Origin of the sequence: Arthrobacter echini, assembly GCF_008107445.1 — a bacterium.
Taxonomy (GTDB): domain Bacteria; phylum Actinomycetota; class Actinomycetes; order Actinomycetales; family Micrococcaceae; genus Arthrobacter_D; species Arthrobacter_D echini_A.
The window spans coordinates 183,262-203,477 of the sequence record NZ_VSLD01000001.1; the positions used below are offsets into that span (position 1 = coordinate 183,262).

The following is a 20,216-nucleotide window of genomic DNA, read 5'->3' on the forward strand; positions in this document are numbered from 1 at the left end:
TGCACGCCTGATCCGTGGAGGACCCATGCCGCACATCCTGATGCTCACCAACAGCACCGGATCCTCCGTCGAGGTCCTTCCGGCGCTCGAACTGCTCGATCACCGGGTTCACATCCTCCCCGCGGAGCCCACCGCGCTCCTGACCACCGGGCCGTGCGACGTCGTGCTCGTGGACGCTCGCGAGGATCTGCTCGGAGCGCGGTCCCTGACACTGCTGCTCCGGGCCACAGGACCGGGCGCACCCCTCGTCCTCGTGCTCACCGAGGGAGGTCTGGCTGCGGTGACAGCAGGCTGGGAAGCGGACGACGTCGTGCTGGACTCGGCCGGTCCGGCCGAGGTGGAGGCCCGGCTGCGGCTGGCCATCGGGCGCTCTGTGGCCGCCGGGAGGGAGACCGACACCGCCATCCACGCCTCCGGCGTCGTGATCGACGACATCAGTTACACCGCTAAGGTCCACGGGGAACCGCTGAATCTGACGTACAAGGAGTTCGAGCTCCTGAAGTACCTCGCGCAGCATCCGGGCCGGGTGTTCACCCGCGACCAGCTGCTCCATGAGGTCTGGGGCTACGACTACTACGGCGGCTCGCGCACTGTCGACGTCCATGTGCGGCGCCTGCGCGCGAAGCTCGGGGCGGACCACGAACAGCTGATCGGCACCGTGCGCAATGTCGGATACCGCTTCACGCGCAACCGGTCGGGCGAGGAGCGGGTGTCGGTCGGACACGACGCCTGAGGACCATCGGACCCGGCCAGGGCATGGCGTGGCATGGCACGGACCCCGGAGACGACGAAACCCCCGCCGGTGGGCGGGGGTCTCGTAGCCGGACGTACCGGCGTCATGGTGGAGGACATACGGGTCGAACGTATCGCGGGCACCCCACTGGTGCATCCCCCTCGAGCAGTTCCAAACAGTACCGCAGTCCGGACGACGAGCCAAACCGGTGCCCTGGCGCGGGGACTAGGCTGGGCGCATGACGACCGCGCAGCATGCTCCCACCTGGTCCATCGACCGGATCTCCGGCGCACCGGAGGAGACCGTCCTCGGGGAGATCGTCGGTCTCGCCTCCGCAGCTGCCGAGTCCGACGGCAATCCTCCGCTGTCCGAGCAGACACTCGTGACGCTCCGCGACCGGGAGGCCGGGGAACGGCTGCTGGTCCTGACCGCGCGCATCGCAGGTCACGAGGCCAGCGAACTCGCAGGGGTCGCCGTGATCACCCGCAGCGAGGACGCAGCGGTCCTCGAGCTCGTCGTCGGGCCGGACTGCCGCGGCGAAGGCGCCGGGACAGCGCTCATCGAGGGAGTACTCCGCGAGGGCATCCGCGATCTGCGCGGCTGGTCGCACGGCAATCATTCAGCCGCGGCGGACCTCGCCGAGCGATTCGGCTTCGAGCCGGTCCGTGAGCTCTGGCGCATGCGCCTGACGCGCGCCGCCGTCGAGGCATCGGTGCCCGCGCTCCGGTTGCCCGCCGGCGTGAGCCTCAGGCCCTTCGTCCGTGGCCAGGACGAGGACGCCTGGCTGGCCACCAACGCCGCCGCGTTCGCGGACCATCCGGAACAGGGCGCCACCACCCGAGCGGACCTCGAGGCACGCATGGACGAGGACTGGTTCGACGCGGACGGCTTCCTGCTCGCCGTCAGCGAGGAGGACGGACGGCTCCTGGGCTTCCACTGGACGAAGATCCACGCGGGTAGCGGTGACAGGGCGGCGATGGGCGAGGTCTACGTGGTGGGCGTGGCTCCGGACGCGCAGGGCACGGGACTCGGCAAGGCCCTCACGATCGCGGGCATCGAGCATCTGCACGGCGCCGGGCTGCAGGCCATCATGCTCTACGTGGACGCCGACAACACGGCCGCCGTCGCGCTGTACCGGAAGCTCGGCTTCACGCGCTGGGACGTGGACGTGATGTACGCCGGCAAGGCTGCCTGAAGCACCTTGTAGTGTTTCATCCAGGGCGCACCTCTACCGTTCAGGGCGGGAGGCCCGCCAAGCCTGTGCCCGCTGCTGGAGGAGACGCAATGGATTCGAAGACCACCCGCCGTACCGCGTCGCTGTACGGCTCGTCCGAATCGACCCCGGCGCGAGCCACCCAGGACCGCATCGACATCCCGGATTTCCCGCCGAGTCTCGTCCCCGAGGGAGAGATCAGCCCGGACCGCTTCCTGGACCGCGAGATCAGCTGGTTGGACTTCAACGCCCGCGTGCTCGAACTGGCCGAGGACCCGAATCTCTATCTGCTCGAGCGCATCAACTTCCTGTCAATCTTCGCGTCCAACCTCGACGAGTTCTTCATGGTGCGCGTGGCAGGGCTGAAGCGGCGTATCGCCACCGGGCTCGCCGTGCCATCGGCCTCCGGCCTCAGCCCCATCGAGCAGCTCGAGAAGATCATGCACGACGGCTACGAACTGCAGCAGCGCCATGCCGCCGTCTTCACCGAGCACATCCGCCCCGCCCTCGCCCAGGAGCAGATCCACCTCACCACATGGGACGAGCTGGACGACGCGGCGCGGGCCGATCTGCACACGATGTTCGCCGAGAAGGTCTTCCCGATCCTCACCCCGCTCGCCGTGGACCCCGCGCATCCGTTCCCCTACATCTCCGGGCTGTCACTGAATCTCGCCGTCGTGGTGCGTAACCCCATCAGCGAGAAGGAGCTCTTCGCGCGCCTGAAGGTCCCCGACCAGCTCCCGCGCCTGGTGTCCGTCGACGGGCCCCGCGCGGGCAACGTCGCGGGGCGGATCGCGCGCTTCATCCCGCTCGAGGAGGTCATCGCCGTCCACCTCGACCAGCTCTTCCCCGGGATGGAGGTGCTCGAGCACCATCTGTTCCGGGTCACGCGCAACGAGGACCTCGAGGTCGAGGAGGACGACGCCGAGAACCTGCTCCAGGCCCTCGAGAAGGAACTGCTGCGCCGCCGCTTCGGCCCGCCCGTCCGCCTCGAGGTCACCACGGACATCAACCCGAGCATTCGCGCCCTGCTCTCCCGCGAGCTCGGTGTCGAGGAGGACGAGGTCTACGCCCTCCCGGCACCGCTGGACCTGCGCGGACTCAGCGTCATCGCCGCGATCGACCGCGGTGAACTGCACTACCCCAAGCACGTTCCGCACACGAGCCGGCATCTGAACGAGAGCGAGACCTCCAAGGCCGCGAACGTCTTTGCCGCGATGCGACGTCGGGACATCCTGCTGCACCACCCGTACGACTCCTTCTCGACGTCGGTCCAGGCCTTCCTCGAGCAAGCTGCAGCCGACCCCAAGGTCCAGGCCATCAAGCAGACGCTGTACCGGACATCGGGCGACTCCCCCATCGTCGACGCGCTGATCGACGCCGCCGAGGCGGGCAAGCAGGTCCTCGCCCTGGTGGAGATCAAGGCGCGTTTCGACGAGCAGGCCAACATCTCCTGGGCACGGAAGCTCGAGCAGGCCGGCGTCCACGTGGTGTACGGGATCGTGGGCCTGAAGACGCACTGCAAGCTCTCGCTCGTGGTGCGGCAGGAGATCAACGGACTGCGGCGGTACTGCCACATCGGCACGGGAAACTACCACCCGCGCACCGCGAGATACTACGAGGACCTGGGCCTGCTCACCGCGAACGACCAGGTGGGCCTGGATCTCTCGCGGCTGTTCAACCAGCTCTCCGGGTACGCCCCGAAGTCCACCTTCAAGCGGCTCCTCGTGGCTCCGCGGTCCGTCCGTTCGGGTCTGATGGAGCGGATCGAGCAGGAGATCACGAACAGCCGGGCGGGACTGCCGGCGCGCGTGGTCATCAAGGTCAACTCCATCGTGGACGAGGCCATCATCGATTCGCTCTACCGCGCATCACAGGCCGGCGTCGCGGTGGACGTGATCGTCCGCGGCATCTGTTCCGTGCGCCCCGGGGTTCCCGGCCTGAGCGAGAACGTGACGGTGCGTTCCGTCCTCGGCCGCTTCCTGGAGCACTCGCGGGTCTTCGCCTTCGCGAACGGGGGTGAGCCGGCGGTCTTCATCGGCTCGGCCGACATGATGCACCGCAACCTGGATCGCAGGGTCGAGGCGCTGGTGCAGCTCAGCGCTCCGGAGGACATCTCGTACCTGATGAATCTCATGGACCGCTACATGGATCCGTCCGTGTCCAGCTGGCACCTCGACGAGACCGGGTGCTGGACCCGCCACCACCGGGACGAAGAGGGCGCCCCCCTCGAGGACATCCAGTCCTGGCTACTCGCTTCCAGGACCCGCCAGCAAGCGGTGTCGCGTCGCTGATGGCTTCCTCCACGAAAGACCCGGCCTCCGGCATGCCGCCGGGAGACGCCGTCGTGATCGCGGCCGGCACCCTGTGCTGGCGGATCGAGAAGGGCCGGCTCGAGCTCCTGCTCATCCACCGGCCGCGCTACGGGGACTGGTCCTGGCCGAAGGGCAAGCTCGACGAGGGCGAGACCACGCCGGAGTGCGCGGTCCGCGAGACATTCGAGGAAGTGGGTCTCCGCGTCGAGCTCGGGATCCCGCTCGCCACCATCAGGTATCCGGTGAACTCCGGGGAGAAAATCGTCCAGTACTGGGCGGCAGGCATCCGGCACCTCTCCCCCGTCCCCGACGGCAAGGAGGTCGACCACGTGGAGTGGGTGACGCCGCAGAAGGCCCGCACCATGCTGAGCAACCCCTCCGACGTCGAACCACTGGACGTCCTCGTCGAGGCGTACGATGCCGACGATCTCCAGACATGGCCGGTGATCGTGGTGCGGCACGCGAAGGCGAAACCCCGCTCCTCCTGGAGCCTGGCCGAGGGCGACCGCCCGCTCGCAGCCACCGGCAGACGGCAGTCCGTCGCGGTGAGCCGCCTGCTGCAGGCGTGGAACCCGGAGCGGGTGATCAGCAGCCCGTGGGTGCGCTGCGTCCAGACCGTCTCGCCCTACGTGAACCAGCGCAGCGCCAAGCTCAAGCTCGTGGACGCCCTCACCGAGCGCGACGCCGCGCGGAAGCCCGGACGGACGAGGGCCGCCGTCGAGCGGGTGTTCGACAAGCGCCGCCCCGTGGCGATCTGCACACACCGCCCCGTCCTGCCGCTGGTCTTCGACGTCCTGGAGGGCCACCTGACGAAGCGGCTGCGCGCGCTCCTTCCCACCGACGACCCCTATCTGGCGCCCGGAGAGGCCCTGATCTGTCAGGTCAGCAGCACCGATCCCGGCCGGATCGTGTCCGTGGAGCAGTACCGGGCGTACGACGACTGATCCTCGGGGGTTGACGCAGCCCTGCCCGTGTCGAAAGCTTGGCAGAGCATTCGGGGAGGGAAACGATGGCCACGACCGGAAGTGTCGCCGCGACGGGGGTGAATCTTCTCATCGGCGCCCTCCTGGTGTACGCCGTCCTGCGTCTGACGCTCCGCACCGGCCGATCGGAGACACTCCCGATGCGCGCGGCCAGGCGCCACGCGATGGTGGCGGCCCTCCTCGCCCTCGCGGTCGGCGGCGTCCTCGGTTCCCCGCCCCTGCACGAGTTGGCCACGCCCTGGCCGTCGGCCTCCGGGGCGGCCAGGGGTGCAGTGTTCTCCAGGGATCTGACGGATACCCTCACACCCCTCCTCTCGATCGTCGGCATCTATCTGATCGCGCAGTTCACCGGTCCGCGATGCGCCGGAGATCACGACGCCGACCGGATGGCGAGGCACGTGCGCGAGTACCTGCCGCGCTACCTGACGGCATCCACGGGGGTGCTGGTGCTGGTCGGCTTCGCCGCGATCGCCCTGACGGTGCCCGTTTCCCCCATCGACCCGCAGGACGCTCCCGTGGAGGGGTTCGCCCCCTCCGTCTCGCGCGTCCCTGGACCCTACTTCGCGTCGATCGCCGGCATCTCCTACACCACGCTGATTGTCGGGGTCGTCCTGACGCTGCAGGTGATCGTGCGGCGTCGGCCTGTGTCCACCCTCACGGAGGTGGAGGACATCATCATGCGCGGCGTGTTCGTCAACCGCCTGCTGCGGACCACGGCCCTGGTCACGGTGCTGGTGGTGGGCGCCTGCCTGCAGTTCGCAGCACCGCCGAGCGCAGGGCCCGCCTGGGACCCTCTCCGCGTCGGGGTGGGCCTCCTCTCGGTGGCGACCCTCCTCATGGTCGTCGCGGCCCGGCCACGCTTCGAACCTCCTCACCTCTACGACGGGGACCAGCCCCCGGCACCCGCCGGGTCGCTCCCACGGGCCCGGAGTGTGGTGGGCAGCGGGCAACGCATCGGCTACGCGGTGTGGTGCCTCGGCGTCGTACCGCTGCTGTTCTCCCTCGGCATGCCGCTGGGTGGCCCGCTGCAGCTCGGCATGCTGACCGTGGCCTATCTCGCGTTCCTCGGTGTCCAGCTGTGGGCCGAGCTGATCCTGCTGAGGAACCACGGGTTGCCGTCGGATCCGCGGACAGCGCCGCGTCCTCCTGCGCTGCTCCTGCTGATCATGGTCCCTGCCCTCGCCGTCGTCCTCGGTGCGGCCTGGCTGGCGCTCTGGGTGGGGACTCTGCCCGGGGCATCGACGCAGCCCGCTCTCTGGTGGGCCTCCTACGGCCTGCTCCTGAGTGGCTCCGTGGCCGTGCTGTCCCTCACGCTGACCCGCCCTCGGCTGCGTCTGGCCCCCGAGCTCGGGGACCGGTCCCTGCGCGCGGCGGTGGCGGCCCGCACCCTGGTCATGACCATCTCCGGCATGCTCGCCCTCGCTGCCTTCGTCCTCGCGGGCAATCGCGCGGCCCTGGTACCGGACGGCGCCGGAGTTGCGCCGTACCCGCCGGGATCGGGGCAGCTCGATACCCTCGTGATCGCCCTGTTCCTCGCCGCCGTCGTCGTCGCGGTGCTGCCCGTGAGGTCACCCGGAGCCAGGCGCCCGGTCGCTCCGGAGCAGGTGTCGGCGTCGTGAGCACCTGTCCCGCCGATCGCTAGACTGTCCGGGTGAACACTCCCCTCCCCACGCCGTACGAGGACCTGCTGCGCGACGTCATGGACAACGGCGTCGCCAAGAGTGACCGGACGGGCACCGGCACGCGGAGTGTCTTCGGGCGCCAGCTGCGCTTCGACCTGACCGAGTCCTTCCCCCTGATCACCACCAAGCGCGTGCACTTCAAGTCCGTGGCGCTCGAGCTGCTCTGGTTCCTCCGCGGCGACTCGAATGTGCGCTGGCTCCAGGAACGCGGTGTCTCCATCTGGAACGAATGGGCGGACGACGACGGCGAGCTCGGCCCGGTCTACGGCGTCCAGTGGCGCTCGTGGCCCACACCCGATGGCGGCCACATCGACCAGATCGCGCAGGTGGTCGAGGCGCTGAGGGACACGCCCGATTCGCGCCGCCATCTCGTCTCGGCATGGAATGTCTCCGAGCTGCAGTCCATGGCCCTGCCCCCCTGCCATGTCTTCTTCCAGTTCTACGTGACCCCCGGCGTCGACGGTGCTCCCGGCAGACTCTCCTGCCAGCTGTACCAGCGCTCCGCCGATACCTTCCTCGGCGTGCCGTTCAACATCGCCTCCTACGCCCTGCTGACCCTCATGGTGGCCCAGCAGACCGGTCTGGAGCCCGGTGAGTTCATCTGGACCGGCGGCGACGTGCACGTGTACGACAATCATGTGGAGCAGGTCCGGGAGCAGCTCTCCCGCACGCCCTACCCCTACCCGCGCCTCGAACTCTCCCGGAAACCCGCGAGCATCTTCGAGTACACCCTGGAGGATTTCGCCGTGATCGACTACCGGCACCACCCCACCATCAAGGCACCGGTGGCCGTATGAGCTCTGCAGCCGACAGCCTGAGCGTGCCCGACGCCGTCGGGTCCTCCCCGGTGATCGGCATGATCTGGGCGCAGACCGAGGCGGGCGTGATCGGTCGGGACGGCGGTATCCCCTGGCACGTGCCCGAGGACATGGCGCACTTCAAGGCCACGACCACGGGCCATCCGGTGGTCATGGGTCGCCGCACCTGGGAATCCTTCCCGGAGAAGTTCCGGCCGCTGCCGGACCGCACCAACATCGTCATCTCCGGCTCCGAGCCCAGCGCATTCCCTGGCGCCGTCGTCGTCGGATCCCTCGAGGCCGCGATCGAGGCCGCCGGGGCAAGCCCCGGCGCGGAGGAGATCTGGATCATCGGGGGCGGACAGGTCTATGCCGACGCCATGGCGCTGGCCAACGCCGCTCTCGTCACAGTCATCGAGTCGGCCGAGGACGGCGACACGATGGCGCCGTCGCTCGATGTCGATTGGGCGCTCGCCGCGCTCACGCCCGAGACCGGGTGGCTGGAGTCTTCGGGCGGGTCCCGGTACCGCATCAGCCTCTGGACCCGCCGCCCGTAGCCACGCCCTGATCGGCCTTCCGGCGGTGCGCCTGGTCCGTCCCTCGGTCCCGCGCCTTCGTCAGCCCTCCATCAGCGCGCCTCAGCCCTCCGTCGAAATCCGTCAGCGACTGGTCCGTCCCTCCGTCATAAGGAGGGTCGGACCGGGCGTCACGCCTAAGCTGGTGCCCATGACTTCAGTACCCGCGACCTCCGCCCTGCCGTCGGTCGGGTTCGTCGGCTGGCGCGGCATGGTGGGCTCCGTCCTCATGCAGCGCCTCCAGGACGAGGGCGACTTCGACCGCATCAACCCGATCTTCTTCTCCACCTCCGCGGCCGGTGGTGCCCCGCCGTCGTTCGCCGACGGTGCCGGGGTGCTGCAGGACGCGTACGACGTCGAGACCCTGGCCACCCTGCCGATCATCGTGACCGCTCAGGGCGGCGACTACACCGCGGAGGTCCATCCCCGGCTGCGTGCCACCGGCTGGGACGGTCTCTGGCTCGATGCCGCGTCGACGCTGCGGATGGAGGAGCAGAGCGTGATCGTGCTCGATCCGGTCAACCGGTCGGTCATCGAAGCGGGCCTCGCGGGCGGTGTCCGGGATTTCGTGGGCGGCAACTGCACGGTCTCCTGCATGCTCATGGGCCTGGGCGGGCTCTTCCGGAACGGTCTCGTGGAGTGGGGTACCTCCATGACCTACCAGGCGGCGTCGGGTGGGGGCGCACGGCACATGCGCGAGCTGCTGGATCAGTTCGGCGCCCTCCACAGCAGCGTGGCCGTGAATCTCGACGACCCCGCATCGGCGATCCTCGACATCGACCGGGCCATCCTCGCCAAGCAGCGCCACCCGAGCCTGGACGCCACGCAGTTCGGGGTGCCGCTCGCCGGGTCCGTGATCCCGTGGATCGACGCGGATCTCGGCAACGGGCAGTCGAAGGAGGAATGGAAGGCCGGAGCGGAGACGAACAAGATCCTCGGGACGGAGACACGCATCCCCTTCGACGGCCTGTGCGTCCGCGTCGGATCCATGCGCTCGCACTCCCAGGCCCTGACCCTGAAGCTCACGCAGGACCTGCCCGTCGACGAGATCGAGGCAATCATCGCGGCCGACAACGAATGGGTCCGGGTGATCCCGAACACGAAGGTCGACACCGTGTCCGGCCTCACCCCCATCGCGGCCACGGGCTCGCTGGAGATCCCGGTGGGGCGCATCCGCAAGCTCGAGATGGGGCCGGAGTACATCAGCGCCTTCACCGTGGGCGACCAACTGCTGTGGGGAGCGGCCGAACCCCTGCGCCGCATGCTGCTGATCGCGACCGGGAACCTGTAGGTCCGATCGCCGGCGGCGCGCTGCCCGGTCCGTACTTCGAGGCAGCCGGGCCGGCATGGGACCGTGCGCCGCGAGGCCCGCCGGGCGATGACGTCACCCGGGCGGCCGAGGACCCGAAGCTGCAGGGCTGCCAAGGATGCGGCGTCGGTGCCCGGCACCGGTCCCGGTGGCCCGGTCACCTGAGGTTCCGCGACGGCTCCTGGAGCAAAAGGTCGGTGGGCAGCGGCAGGATGACCGCATGGACCCCGTGAACGCAGACACCATCCTTCGGCGCTTCTTCGCGTCGAGTTCCCACGTCCGTCATCCGGAGAGTCTGCTGCGGTACGAACGGGTCCAGGACCACCTCCGGGGTTATCTCGAGGACAGCGCATGGAGCCGATTGACCGTCGAGGACCAGGAGCTGCTCGCCCTCGAACGCCAGTTCGGGACGGACTGCCCCTTCTCCCAGGTCATGGGTGCACCGGCGCTACTGCACGCGTTGCCCGATTTCCTCGCACAGCCTCATCTCCTGCCCGACTTCCACGATCGGCTCGCCCAGATCAGCGTCGCTTCGCGCCTCGCCCAGTGGCTGTGCTCCCGCCAGCTCGTCGAGCGCGAGTTGAGCTGGGGCGACGTCGTCCTCACCCGGGCTGCCGCGGAACAGGCCCGCCGCACCCCCGCTATCTAGCTTTCCGGCCAAGGCGTCGGAGTGCCTGCATCGGCGTTCCCGTGCGGTGGTGCGCACGTCGGAGCGCTCGTTCCCACCGCACAACTTCGACCAGTGGGGTGGAGCAGTGAAGGAGCGTCGATCCCACTGCACAATGCTGACCGCTGGGGACGAGCGCTCGATCCCACTGCACAACTCCGACCAGTGGGAGTGAGCGGGGGAAGGAGCGCTGCAGAACCGTCGATCCCACCGCACGACTTCCGACATTGGGAGAGAGCGATGGAGGAGCGTCGATCCCACTGCACAACCCCCAACGCTGGGAAAGAACGCTCGATCCCTCTGCACAACTCCGACCAGTGGGAGTGAGCGGGGGAAGGGGCGCTGCAGAACCGTCGATCCCACTGCGCAACTCCGACCAGTGGGAAGGAACAGCCAAGGAGCGTCAATCCCACCCAAGGACGCCGAACAGCGGGAGGGAGCCGCAGGAGCGACACGCGCACACGGCCACGAGGCCTCCCTGGTGGACGCGGAAGGAGTCCGTCACCAGAATGAACGCATGGACCGGGACCAACAGAAGACCGCCGAGACGTTCCACGCCCGGATGCCGCTCAAGTACCGGATAGGCTTCCTGGTCCTGGGGGCCGCGTCCACCATCTCGGTCACCGCAGGCATGATGGCGGGCGGCCTGAACGGGATCGGACTGATCCTCGGGGCCCTCATGGCACTGCTCTTCGTCGCGACAGTGATGATGCAGGCGGTGGTCCGCCTGGACGCCGGGGAGCTGAGCATCAGCGTTGCGCGCATCTTCAGGACCTCCATCCCCTACCATCGGATCGACGGCGTGCAGCCGGCCAAGGCGACCGGACTGGGCTCGGGCATGGGACTGCGGATCATGCCGAACAGCACCACCGGCTATCTGGTCGGCGGACCGGCAGTGCGCATCTCGACCGGTAGCACCAGTGTCCTCGTCTCTACCGACGCCCCGACAGAACTCACCGAAGCCATCGAACGACGTCGGTCCCACCAGATCCGCTGACAGCCGCCGGGCTCCCGGCACCTGCAGCAGGTCCGCGAACCTGCCAGACCCGCCGGCACCCGCCCAGGCAGTCCGACGTATGGGGCGCTCGTCTGCTTCGCCCCGACGTGCTAGACAGGGTGTAACCAGAAGGAGCACGCGTGAATCAGCTCAGCCTCGGAATCATGGCGCATTCAAGCAAGACCAATGAGCGCCGGTTGCCCATCCACCCGCACCATTTCTCCCGGATCGACGACGATCTGCAGCAGCGGATCCGGCTGGAGCACGGGTACGGCGACCGCTTCGGGGTGCCGGACGAGCAACTCGCTCCCTTCGTGGGCGGCTTCGCGACGCGGGAGGAACTCATCGCGGAGAGCGATGTGATCCTGCTGCCCAAGCCCCTGGCGTCGGACGTCGCGCAGCTGCGGGAGGGCCAGGTGCTGTGGGGCTGGCCGCACTGTGTCCAGGACGCCGAACTCACCCAGCACGCGATCGACCGCCGCCTCACCCTCATCGCCTTCGAGGCCATGAACCACTGGACCGCAGCAGGTGCGTTCAGCCTCCACGTCTTCCACAAGAACAACGAGCTGGCCGGCTACTCCTCCGTTCTGCACGCGCTGCAGCTCGTGGGCTCCACCGGCGACTACGGCCGGAAGCTGAACGCCGTGGTGATCGGTTTCGGTGCAACGGCGCGCGGCGCTGTCACGGCGCTGAACGCACAGGGCATCCACGACGTCGACGTCCTCACCGGTCGCGGAGTCACGGCGGTCGGTTCCCCGATCCATTCGGCCAGGATGCTGCAGGTGGAGCACGACGCCGCGGACTCCAGTAACAGCGTGGTCCTCGAGGAGAGCGGCCCGGTACCGCTGGCCGGCTTCCTGGCCGGTCACGACCTGATCGTGAACTGCATCCTGCAGGACCCCAACGAACCGGTCATGTTCCTCGTCGACTCCGACCTGGCGTCCCTCGCCCCCGGCACACTCATCGTGGATGTCTCCTGCGACGAGGGGATGGGCTTCAGCTGGGCGCGGCCCACGTCGTTCGACGATCCGATGTTCCGGGTGGGGAACAACGTCCGCTACTACGGCGTGGACCACAGCCCGTCGTACCTGTGGGACTCCGCCACGTGGGAGGTCAGCGAAGCGCTCCTGCCCTACCTCCGGACGGTCCTCGACGGACCCACGGCGTGGGAGAACGACGACGTCCTCCGATACGCCGTGGAGATCAGCGAGGGCGTCATTCGCAATTCGAACATCCTCGCCTTCCAGGGCCGGGCCGCGGAGTATCCCCACCCGCGGACCTGACTCCTGCGGTATGACACCCGCATCCCGCCGGGTGCGGCACCCTGATGGGCTGCGGTACAACACCTGTGAGCGAACGGCCAGGACACGGTGATCAGCCTGCGGTGCGACACCGGTGACCGGCAGGTGTGACACCCGCATCCGGCGGAAATGGCGCAAGTGCGCAGCAGCGCGCCAGTACACGGCCACCGCGCCGACGGACGGCGGGCAGCGCCGACGGACGGCTACAGCGCACAGTTGATGAGCAGCGGCTCCGGCTCCAGCCGGATCCCGAAGACCCGTTCGACGCCGTCCCTGACGAGCCGTCCGATCGCCAGCAGATCGTCGGTGGACGCGCCGCCCCGGTTGGTCAGGGCGAGCGTGTGCTTCGTGGACAGGGCTGCCCGTCCGTCCGCGGCGGCGTGGCCGGCGTCGTCGGCCAGGCCGAAGCCCTTGCCGAAGCCCGCCTGGTCGATCAGCCAGGCCGCGCTGAGTTTCACCCGGTGCTCCCCGGCTGGGAATCGCGGCGCGTCCTCCGGCAGCGCGGCAGCCACGTCCTCGGTGACGACGGGATTCGTGAAGAAGGAGCCCGTGCTCCACGTGTCCGGATCGGGGGCATCGAGCACCATCCCCTTGCCCCCGCGCAGGCGCAGCACCTCGCGACGCACGTCGTTGGAGTAGGCCCGCTTCCCCACCTCGACTCCGAGTACCCGCGCCAGTTCCGCGTACCGGATCGGCGTGCTCATGCGGCCCAGCGCCAGCTGGAACTCCACCGAGAGCACCACGTAGCGCGGTGACCCCTCGACGGTGCTGCGCTTGAGGAGGGAATCCCGGTAGCCGAACCCCAGCTCGAAGTTCGTGAAGCTCTTGATGCGGTCGGTCTCGCGGTCGTACGTGCGCACCGTCGCGATGGTCTGGGACACGTCCGATCCGTAGGCCCCGACATTCTGGACGGGCGTGGCACCGGTGGAGCCAGGGATGCCCGAGAGCGCCTCCAGCCCGGAGAAGGCGTGCAGCACTGTGTACTCCACCAGCTCGTCCCAGTCCTGGCCTGCCTGCACCTTCACCATGACGCCGCCGCACGTCGCGTCATCGTCGTTGACGGTGAACCCCGTCGAGGTGATGTGGACCACCGTGCCGTCGAAGCCGTCGTCACCGATCAGCAGATTCGACCCGCCGCTGATGATCAGCAGGGGGCTGCCGGCGGCATCGGCGGCGCGGACGGCGTCGACGATCTCCTGCTCGGTCGAGGCCTCCACGAGCGTGCCCGCGGGACCGCCGACGCGGGCGGTGGTGAGATCGGCGAGCCGCGTCCCGGTCGCCGCAGCACTCATGGCAGCCTCACCACGGCCTGCGCCTTCACGAGCACCTTCTGGCCGGCCGCAGTCACCGTGAGGTCGATGCGCGCCGTCGACGCGTCCGTGTCGATCGCACCGACCACCCCGGACACCTCCACGACGGCTCCCGGCTCGCCCGGTTCGGCGGTGGTGTCCTCGACGACCACCGGCTTGGTGAAACGCGTCTGGTAGTCGACGACGGCGGCCGGGTCGTCGGCCCAGTCGGTGACGAGCTGGACGGCGGCGCCCATGGTGAACATGCCGTGGGCGATCACCCCGGGAAGGCCGACACCCTCGGCGAACGACTGGTTCCAGTGGATCGGGTTGAAGTCCCCCGACGCACCGGCGTAGCGCACGAGATCCTGCCGGGTGACGTGGACGGTGGTGGAGCCGATCGACTGACCCACCTCGAGCGTGGTGACTGACACGGTCATGGCTACTGGCCCTCTCCGCGGACGAGGATGGATGAGGTGGACGTGGCCACGGGCGCGCCCTCCACGGTGGAGATCTCGGCGCGCGTGGTGATCATCGCTCCCCCGCCCATCGCGCGCACCTGGTCCACGTGGAGTTCGGCGACGAGCTCGTCGCCGGCGAGGATGGGGCGGTGGTGGACGAAGCGCTGGTCGGCGTGGACCACGCGGGTGAAGTCGATCCCGGCGTCGGGATCAGCGATGAGCTGCGCATCGGCGCGCTGGGCGACGATGATCGCGAAGGTCGGGGGTGCGACGAGGTCCGCGTGGCCGAGAGCCGCGGCGGCAGCGACGTCGAAGTGTGCGGGGTGGGTGGCCTTCACCGCACGGGCGAAGTCGCGGACGGATTCCCGTCCCACCGAGTAGGGCTCTGCCGGCGGGTAGCTTCGTCCCTGCAGGTCCGGGGCGATGGTCATGGGTCCTCCGATGGGAACGATGTGGTGCTGGGAACGATGGTGGTCCTGGGAACAGTGCGGCAGATGACGACGGACGCCGTCCGACGCGGGGTCAGCCCCGGTTCTTCATGCGGCGCCTGAGGTCGCGGGACCGGATGACCATGCCGGCCACATGACAGCTCATACCCACCACGATCACCGCGATACCCGTGTAGACCAGGTTGTTCCGGGCTGTCCCGGCGCCGACGACGGCGACGAGGATGCCGACGGCCGTCGTGACGAGTGCGGAGACCACGAGTTTGCGGTACAGGTCCGAGCCGGTCTCCCAGGGCGTATTCAGCATGCCCCGATTCTACCGTCGTCGTCCCGCGGTCGTCCCGGGCCTTGCGCGTGCTGCTCAGAACAGCGACTCCTGGACGGCGGGAACCCCGGTGGCGAAATCACCGAAGCCCAGACGCCGCCCCTTGAGCTGCGCGAGATCGGCGACGAACACGAGCGCGGAGCCGTCGATCGAGACCAGGGCGGAGGGACCGAGCACGTCGCGGATCGTGAAGCCATGGCGGCCCGTGCCCAGCGGCTCGGGGTAGGGCTGCAGTCCGCTGTGGCCGAGGACGACGTCGGCCACCGGCGGCACGAACTCCTCCCGGACCACCTCGAAGCCATCCACGTCGATGCCTCCCGCGAGCAGTCCGCGGGCGGCGAGCGCGAAGCCGTCGTTGATGTCCTGGAGCTGGGCGGCGGGTAGCGGCGCGCAGAGCGCTGCGGCCTTCGCCCCGGAACGCACGGCCTGCTGCAGGCCGACGGAGCGCGTCACCTCGTCCTCCAGGATCCGCACCACGCGGCCGTCTCGCGCATAGGCCACGTACTGCGCGAGGACTGCGCCCTGCTCCACGAGCCGTGCCTGCTTCCGCAGGTGCGACGCCGTGCCCACCTTCGACGCCCCGTCGGCGAAGGTGGCGACATAGAGCCAGTGCGGCTGGTCCAGGTAGCGCTTGAGACCCGCCGGTGCGATCCCGGAGCGGTGGAAGTCGTGCATGAAGCGGAGGTCGTCCTGCGCGAAGCAGCGCCCGCACTGGTAGCCGCGCTCGGCCGGCAGCTGATCCTCGCACGGCACCTGGGTCCGCTCGTCCCGGTCGTGGACACGGTGGAATCCGAGGCAGAATCTGCCCTCGGCCGCGACCTCGAACGCCAGCCTCGTCCCGGGCACGAGCGGGAGACCGGCCGCGGTCTGCCCGGCCGCACCGGTCGGGGCTGTGCGGGCCGGCAGGATCTGGTGCAGCGAGAGGACGGGTGCGTCGGCACGCCAGTCCACGCCGCTGCAGAGGTACGTCTGTTCCATGTCCCCAGCGTAGGTGCGCCCTCCCCCGACCGGACTCCGCGTGGGGTTCAGGCCAGCACCTCGCTGAGGTCGTAGGCTGCGGGGATTTCCAGCTGACCGAAGGTGCACGAACGTGCTTCGCGGTCCGGGCGCCACCGCTCGAACTGCACGGTGTGCCGGAAGCGGGCGCCCTCCATCTGGTCGTACCGCACCTCGACGACGCGGCGGGGCTGCAGCCGGACGAAGGACACGTCCTTCGCCGACGCGAAACGGTTGCGTTCCGTGGCACCGCGGAGCACCTCGCCGTCGTCGTCGTGCATCACGTCGGGCTCGAGCTCCTCGATCAGGGCGAGCCTGCGCGCGTCCGAGAACGCCGAGATACCGCCCACGTTGCGCAGTTCGCCGTCGTCGTCGTACAGGCCGAGCAGCAGCGAACCGACACCCCGTCCGGAGGTGTGCACACGGTAGCCGAGCACCACGGTGTCGGCACTGCGGTGGTGCTTGATCTTGAGCATGCGCCGCTTGTTCGCCTCGTATACCGCGCCGAGCGGCTTGGCCACCACGCCGTCCAGGCCGGCTCCCTCGAACTCGACCAGCCAGCGCCGCGCCAGCCCGACGTCGCGGGTGGTCTGGGACACGTGGACCGGCGCGGAGAATGCTGCACCCACGCGCTCCAGCGCCTCCCTGCGCTGCGCGAACGGGACTGCCGTCAGATCGTCGTCACCGAGCGCCGGGAGATCGAAGGCCACGAACGACGCCGGCGTCTGTTCCGCGAGCAGGCGGATCCTGCTCGCAGCGGGGTGGATGCGCTGGGAGAGGGCCTCCCAGTCGAGCCGTTCGGCTCCTGGTTCACCCTGCCGGATGACGATCTCGCCGTCGACGACACAGCGGTCCGGGAGATTCCCGAGCAACGCTTCGACGAGTTCGGGGAAGTACCGCGTGAGCAGCTTCGTGCCGCGGCTGCCGATCTCGCAGGCGCCGTCCTCGATCTTCACGATCGCCCGGAAGCCGTCCCACTTCGGTTCGTACACCAGACCGCCCGCAACGCTGTCCGGCTCGGGGACGTCGCCGACGGCCTTGGCGAGCATGGGCCTGAGGGGGAAGGGCAGATCGGTCATGTGCTGATCCTGCCCCATCCCCGCTCCCTACGGGGCCCGACCCTCGTGCGGACCCTCCGGATCTCCTCGAGGAGCTTGTCGCCCAAGACCTCGACGTCACCGGCATCGCGGCTGGTGACCAGGCCCTGGTCCAGGATCGCGCAAGGCGAGTATCGCGTCAGAGTCCCTCCGCCACGGCGGCCCCTGCCTCCAGCCAGGCCCGCTGCGTGACCGGCCTGAGGGCGCTGAAGCGGATGCGCCCCTTGAGCAGCGCGACGTCGAACGGGATGATCACCGAGCGACGCGCGAGCTCGTCGAACCCCTCTGCCATGGCCCGGCTCCGGGACGGACTGCCGTTCTTGTCCGACTGGCTGATGATCACCACGGCCTGCCGGGCCAGGTCGCCGTAGCGACCGCCGCGATCCCGTAGGGCCTCGAGCAGGAGCGCTCCTGCCTCCGCATGCTCCTCGAGCGTGGTGGTCGCGATCACCAGCTGATCCGTGTGGTGGATCATGCGCAGCCACCGCTCGGCCGTCTCGTCGTTGCCGGAGTCGACCACGTTGAGGCGGAAGTACTTGGAGGCGACCTCGTGCAGGGCGTCGAAATCCGCGGCCGTGATCTTCTGCTCGGAGGCCAGCACGGCAGGTTTGGACCGGAGCACGTCGAACTTGTCCGCCGTCTGGTGGTGCACATACCGCGCCAGGAGCGCCGACTGGGCGGAGGGGGCCAGCAGTGCGTCGGTCTGCGGCAGGAGATCGAGGACGGTGGCCTCGTGCGGACCCTGCTCGGTACGCCAGCCGAGGGTTCCCCGGGTCTCGTTGTTGTCCCAGGCCAGGACCGGTCCGCCACCGTTGCGGGCGAAGACCGCCGCGAGCAGCACCGCCGTGGGGGTCTTGTTCGCACCTCCCTTGCCGTTCACCACGGCGATGGTGCGCGGACCGGGCCAGTGCCGGCTCACTGCGGCGATGTCCGCCCTCACCGCCCGCTCCCTCACCGAGGGTTGCAGCCGGATACCCAGCCCCGCCAGGAAGCCGCGCAGACCCGTCTCGGCGGGGACGACGACGTCGTCGGGGGTGAGGAAGGAGCGCCGCCCCTCCCTGGGGCGCAGGCCGGTCGAGGCTGCGCCCGGAGCCGTCGGCGGAGAATCGTGCGGGCGCGGCGGGGGCGCCGGGTCGCGCTGCAGCGGTGCCACGATGTGCAGGGAGCCGGTGGCCCGGGCGTCAGGGGACGGAGCATTGCCGGTCGGTGGATCAGCGGTCGGTGGGTCGCTGGCCGATGTGTCTCGGACCGGTACATCACCGGAGGGTGCATGATCGGACACGACGACCGGCCCGGGATTCCTACCGCCCTGCCCTTCCGTGAAGCGATCCGCGAAGCGTGGCGGATCGCCGTCGTGGCTCCGTCGTCGGCGCACGGCGCCGGGTGGGTTCCTCGGGTCCTCGGTCGTCCGGGCGGACTCGTCGTAGGTCATCGTGGCTGCTTCCCCGTCGGGGCCCGTGGACCGGGCGCGCATCGATAGTCCGCTCATCCTAGGGGGAGTGTCAGGGTACGTGTAGGGGTGAACGGGAATCTTCTCCGCGGACCGTCCGAGGGCGCCGCGGAGGGGCCATGATGGATCGGGGCGGGCCGCGGAGGGTCGGCGCCCGTGGACGAGGATCACGGAGGAAGGACACGCCATGCAGCTCGGAGCCACGCAGGAGTTCTGGGACGACCGCTATCGGCAGCGCCCGCGGGTCTGGAGCGGTGAGCCGAACGGGCAGCTCGTCGCGGTGGCGGGAGACCTCACGCCGGGGACGGCGCTCGACGTCGGGTGTGGCGAGGGAGCGGATGCCATCTGGCTCGCCACGCGCGGCTGGAACGTCCTCGGCATCGATGTCTCCGATGTGGCGCTCTCCCGTGCCCGTGCACACACCGGGAATCTGGACCCGAGCGTCGCCGACCGCCTCACCTGGCGCCGTGTGGATCTGTCGTCCTCCCCCGACCTTCCGTCAGGCCTTGACCTGGTGTCCGTGCAGTTCCTGCACCTCGCGGACCCGGAACGCTCGAGCATCTTCGGCTCGCTCGCCGCCCCCGTGGGAGTCGGCGGCTCGCTCCTGGTGGTCGCCCACGACCCGTCGGACCTCGAGACCGGCATCGGGAGGCCGCCGCGGGCCGAGCTGTTCTACACACCCGACCAGATTGCCGGGCTCCTCGACGATGCGTGGGACATCAGGATCAGCGCCTCCTCTCCACGCAAGGAACAGGGGCCGAACGGGCAGGCCGTGGACGTCCGCGACACCGTACTGCACGCCGTCCGTCTGCGGTGAGCGCCGACACAGCGGATCGTCGGAGCAGGAGTACCGACCGCTAGGCTGGCGCCATGTCCGTCCTGACCGCGACCACGCCGCCCGAGCCGATCAGCGTCGAGATCCTCTCGGATGGTCTGCCGTGGTGGGAGGTGGTCGGCGCCCTCGCTCCCCTGGCCGTTCTGCTCGCCGCTGTCCTCGCAGCGATCACTGCCTTCGCGTCCCTGCGCCAGCGGGCGACGGCGGATCGCGCGGCACTCGGGCAGAGGAGGCGCGCCGACGACCGCGCGGAATGGTGGCGGCGGACCCAATGGGGCATCGACGCGGCGACCTCGGCCGATCCGGTCCGGCAGGAGGCCGGCGTGAAGGCCCTGTTGCAGCTCTCCTCCAGCGAGCTCGCCACGGAGGAGGACCGCCTGATCCTCGACGCCATCTGGGCGCGCGACCCTCTGGCCGATCCCGTCGCCGTGCTGGACGGCCCGACGACGGGATCGGACACTGGGGGTAGCACGCACCAGCCGAAGGGCATGGCGATGACCGACACGGCGCGCGCACGACCGGCCCCGAACGGGCACCCCCACGACCACCGGCCCGCCGACACCGTGCGCGTGAGCGCCGCAAAGGCGCGGCTCCGCGTAGCACTCGACGAACAGCTGGGCCGCGAGACACCGCAGTCGGTCAAGGATGCTGCAACGTCAACGACGAAGAGCAAGCCCACTGCGACGAGCGGAAAGTAGCGGCTTCCCCCGCACCCGATACACCGCACACCATGGAACACTCACCC

At 69.4% G+C, this 20,216-nt stretch carries 20 protein-coding genes; 13 read left to right on the forward strand and 7 right to left on the reverse strand.

Annotated features, from left to right (window positions below; genetic code table 11):
* The first annotated feature begins 25 nt into the window (after positions 1-25).
* The 11 genes from FQ377_RS00870 (at position 26) to FQ377_RS00920 (ending at position 12,554) form a co-directional block, all read left to right on the forward strand.
* Complete coding sequence (locus FQ377_RS00870; protein WP_148599361.1) at positions 26-733, forward strand: winged helix-turn-helix transcriptional regulator; 708 nt, start codon at positions 26-28, stop codon at positions 731-733.
* Between the two features lie 238 nt (positions 734-971).
* Positions 972-1,928 carry a mycothiol synthase gene (mshD, locus tag FQ377_RS00875; protein ID WP_148599362.1) on the forward strand — a complete coding sequence of 319 codons (957 nt, stop codon included), beginning with the start codon at positions 972-974 and terminating at the stop codon, positions 1,926-1,928.
* 89 nt (positions 1,929-2,017) lie between these two features.
* Positions 2,018-4,240 carry an RNA degradosome polyphosphate kinase gene (locus FQ377_RS00880; RefSeq protein ID WP_148599363.1) on the forward strand — a complete coding sequence of 741 codons (2,223 nt, stop codon included), beginning with the start codon at positions 2,018-2,020 and terminating at the stop codon, positions 4,238-4,240.
* Positions 4,240-5,205 carry an NUDIX hydrolase gene (locus tag FQ377_RS00885; protein ID WP_148599364.1) on the forward strand — a complete coding sequence of 322 codons (966 nt, stop codon included), beginning with the start codon at positions 4,240-4,242 and terminating at the stop codon, positions 5,203-5,205. The genes FQ377_RS00880 and FQ377_RS00885 overlap by 1 nt, the downstream gene beginning before the upstream one ends.
* A 65-nt stretch (positions 5,206-5,270) precedes the next feature.
* Positions 5,271-6,863, forward strand: a complete 1,593-nt coding sequence (locus tag FQ377_RS00890; protein ID WP_148599365.1) for a hypothetical protein — start codon at positions 5,271-5,273, stop codon at positions 6,861-6,863.
* Positions 6,864-6,943: 80 nt separating this feature from the next.
* The gene (locus FQ377_RS00895; RefSeq protein WP_262364261.1) at positions 6,944-7,723 is read left to right on the forward strand and encodes a thymidylate synthase; all 780 of its coding nucleotides are present in this window, start codon (positions 6,944-6,946) and stop codon (positions 7,721-7,723) included.
* A complete protein-coding gene (locus FQ377_RS00900; protein WP_148599367.1) occupies positions 7,720-8,280 on the forward strand; it encodes a dihydrofolate reductase in 561 nt (186 codons plus the stop codon). The genes FQ377_RS00895 and FQ377_RS00900 overlap by 4 nt, the downstream gene beginning before the upstream one ends.
* Positions 8,281-8,449: 169 nt before the next feature.
* Positions 8,450-9,589, forward strand: coding sequence for an aspartate-semialdehyde dehydrogenase (gene asd / locus FQ377_RS00905; RefSeq protein ID WP_148599368.1), 1,140 nt, complete (start codon positions 8,450-8,452; stop codon positions 9,587-9,589).
* A 238-nt stretch (positions 9,590-9,827) separates the two neighbouring features.
* Positions 9,828-10,256: a hypothetical protein gene (locus FQ377_RS00910; RefSeq protein WP_148599369.1), complete on the forward strand. Its 429-nt coding sequence runs from the start codon at positions 9,828-9,830 to the stop codon at positions 10,254-10,256.
* 535 nt (positions 10,257-10,791) lie between these two features.
* Positions 10,792-11,271 carry a hypothetical protein gene (locus FQ377_RS00915; protein WP_148599370.1) on the forward strand — a complete coding sequence of 160 codons (480 nt, stop codon included), beginning with the start codon at positions 10,792-10,794 and terminating at the stop codon, positions 11,269-11,271.
* Between the two features lie 164 nt (positions 11,272-11,435).
* The gene (locus FQ377_RS00920; protein WP_187393254.1) at positions 11,436-12,554 is read left to right on the forward strand and encodes a N(5)-(carboxyethyl)ornithine synthase; all 1,119 of its coding nucleotides are present in this window, start codon (positions 11,436-11,438) and stop codon (positions 12,552-12,554) included.
* A 221-nt stretch (positions 12,555-12,775) separates the two neighbouring features.
* Here FQ377_RS00920 and FQ377_RS00925 read toward each other — a convergent pair whose 3' ends face one another.
* The 7 genes from FQ377_RS00925 to FQ377_RS00955 all read right to left on the reverse strand — a co-directional run bounded on the left by FQ377_RS00925 (position 12,776) and on the right by FQ377_RS00955 (position 18,675).
* Positions 12,776-13,864, reverse strand: coding sequence for a UDP-N-acetylmuramate dehydrogenase (locus tag FQ377_RS00925; RefSeq protein WP_148599372.1), 1,089 nt, complete (start codon positions 13,862-13,864; stop codon positions 12,776-12,778).
* Positions 13,861-14,301, reverse strand: coding sequence for a MaoC family dehydratase (locus FQ377_RS00930; protein ID WP_148599373.1), 441 nt, complete (start codon positions 14,299-14,301; stop codon positions 13,861-13,863). Before FQ377_RS00930 ends, FQ377_RS00925 begins: the two co-directional genes overlap by 4 nt.
* Positions 14,302-14,303: 2 nt before the next feature.
* Positions 14,304-14,753: an FAS1-like dehydratase domain-containing protein gene (locus tag FQ377_RS00935; RefSeq protein WP_148599374.1), complete on the reverse strand. Its 450-nt coding sequence runs from the start codon at positions 14,751-14,753 to the stop codon at positions 14,304-14,306.
* Between the two features lie 91 nt (positions 14,754-14,844).
* Complete coding sequence (locus tag FQ377_RS00940; RefSeq protein WP_148599375.1) at positions 14,845-15,075, reverse strand: hypothetical protein; 231 nt, start codon at positions 15,073-15,075, stop codon at positions 14,845-14,847.
* A 54-nt stretch (positions 15,076-15,129) separates the two neighbouring features.
* The gene (locus FQ377_RS00945; RefSeq protein WP_148599376.1) at positions 15,130-16,071 is read right to left on the reverse strand and encodes a DUF2797 domain-containing protein; all 942 of its coding nucleotides are present in this window, start codon (positions 16,069-16,071) and stop codon (positions 15,130-15,132) included.
* A 47-nt stretch (positions 16,072-16,118) separates the two neighbouring features.
* Positions 16,119-17,168, reverse strand: coding sequence for an ATP-dependent DNA ligase (locus FQ377_RS00950; RefSeq protein WP_148599377.1), 1,050 nt, complete (start codon positions 17,166-17,168; stop codon positions 16,119-16,121).
* A 157-nt stretch (positions 17,169-17,325) separates the two neighbouring features.
* Positions 17,326-18,675: an ATPase gene (locus FQ377_RS00955; RefSeq protein ID WP_187393206.1), complete on the reverse strand. Its 1,350-nt coding sequence runs from the start codon at positions 18,673-18,675 to the stop codon at positions 17,326-17,328.
* 148 nt (positions 18,676-18,823) lie between these two features.
* Here FQ377_RS00955 and FQ377_RS00960 point away from each other — a divergent pair, with 148 nt between their 5' ends.
* Together FQ377_RS00960 and FQ377_RS00965 are read left to right on the forward strand one after the other, a co-directional pair.
* Positions 18,824-19,453, forward strand: coding sequence for a class I SAM-dependent methyltransferase (locus tag FQ377_RS00960; RefSeq protein ID WP_148599378.1), 630 nt, complete (start codon positions 18,824-18,826; stop codon positions 19,451-19,453).
* 53 nt (positions 19,454-19,506) lie between these two features.
* A complete protein-coding gene (locus tag FQ377_RS00965) occupies positions 19,507-20,169 on the forward strand; it encodes a hypothetical protein (protein ID WP_148599379.1) in 663 nt (220 codons plus the stop codon).
* Positions 20,170-20,216 lie beyond the last annotated feature (47 nt).